Source organism: Bradyrhizobium sp. SHOUNA76 (genome assembly GCF_023006445.1).
GTDB lineage: Bacteria > Pseudomonadota > Alphaproteobacteria > Rhizobiales > Xanthobacteraceae > Bradyrhizobium.
Map to the genome: position 1 here is coordinate 1 of NZ_JALBHA010000858.1, position 1,491 is coordinate 1,491.

Sequence of the window (1,491 nt, forward strand, 5' to 3'; positions counted from 1 at the left end):
GATTCAGCCGCGCGCGAAGACATCCGCAGCATCCTGCGCGGCGCACCCGACATGTCGCGGGCGCTGGCGCGTCTGTCAGTCGGCCGCGGCGGTCCGCGCGATCTCGCGGGGCTGCGTGACGGCATCATCGCCGCCGATCAGGTGCTGGCGCGGCTTGGCGAGCTCGACCAGCCGCCGCAGGAGATCGCGGCGGTCATGGCGGCACTGCAAAGACCCTCGCGCGAGTTGGCGGCGGAATTCGCCAGTGCGCTCGACGAGCAGCTGCCGCTGATCAAGCGCGATGGCGGCTTCGTGCGCCAGGGCTATGAGCCGGCACTGGACGAAGCGCGAAACCTGCGCGATGCCTCACGCTTGGTGGTGGCCTCGATGCAGGCCCGCTACGCGGATAGCACGGGCGTCAAGGGCCTCAAGATCCGGCACAACAACGTGCTCGGCTATTTCGTCGAGGTCACCGCGCAGCACGGCGACAAGCTGATGTCGGCACCGCTGAACGCGACCTTCATCCATCGCCAGACGCTGGCGGGCCAGGTTCGCTTCACAACTGCCGAGCTCGGCGAGATCGAGGCCAAGATCGCCAATGCCGGCGATCGCGCGCTCGGACTGGAGCTCGAGATTTTCGAACGGCTGTCGGCCAAAGCCATGGCGATCAGCGACGATCTTCGCGCGGCCGCGCACGGCTTTGCGCTGCTCGACGTCGCGACGTCGCTGGCAAAGCTCGCGGTCGACGACAATTATGTGCGGCCGGACGTGGACGAGTCGCTCGGCTTCGCGATCGAGGCCGGCCGCCATCCCGTGGTGGAGCAGGCCCTGAAGCGCAACGGCGAGCCGTTCATCGCCAATGGGTGCAATCTGTCACCCGCGCCTGCGCAAAAATCCGGCCAGCTCTGGCTGCTCACCGGCCCCAACATGGCCGGTAAATCGACTTTCCTGCGTCAGAACGCGCTGATTGCGCTGCTGGCCCAGATCGGCAGCTTCGTGCCGGCAACGCGCGCGCGGATCGGCATCATCGACCGCCTGTTCTCGCGCGTCGGCGCCGCCGACGATCTCGCCCGCGGCCGCTCCACCTTCATGGTGGAGATGGTCGAGACCGCGGCGATCCTGAACCAGGCCGGCGAGCGCGCGCTCGTGATCCTGGACGAGATCGGCCGCGGCACCGCGACCTTCGACGGCCTCTCGATCGCCTGGGCCGCGATCGAGCATCTGCACGAGAGCAACCGCTGCCGCACGCTGTTCGCGACGCATTATCACGAGCTGACCGCGCTCTCGGCAAAGCTGCCACGGATGTTCAATGCCACCGTGCGGGTGAAGGAATGGCAGGGCAATGTCGTATTCCTGCACGAGGTGCTGCCCGGCTCGGCCGACCGCTCCTACGGCATCCAGGTCGCCAAGCTCGCCGGCCTGCCGCCCGCCGTGATCACGCGCGCGAAATCAGTGCTCTCCTAGCTGGAGGCGCAGGACCGCGGCCAGACCGCGCGCGCGCTGGTGGACGAT

General features: G+C 67.9%; 1 pseudogene. It reads left to right on the forward strand.

Annotation, left to right across the window (positions count from 1 at the left end):
- Window positions 1-1,440: pseudogene (gene mutS / locus MOV74_RS37955) on the forward strand (DNA mismatch repair protein MutS); the annotation flags it as partial.
- Window positions 1,441-1,491: the final 51 nt, after the last annotated feature.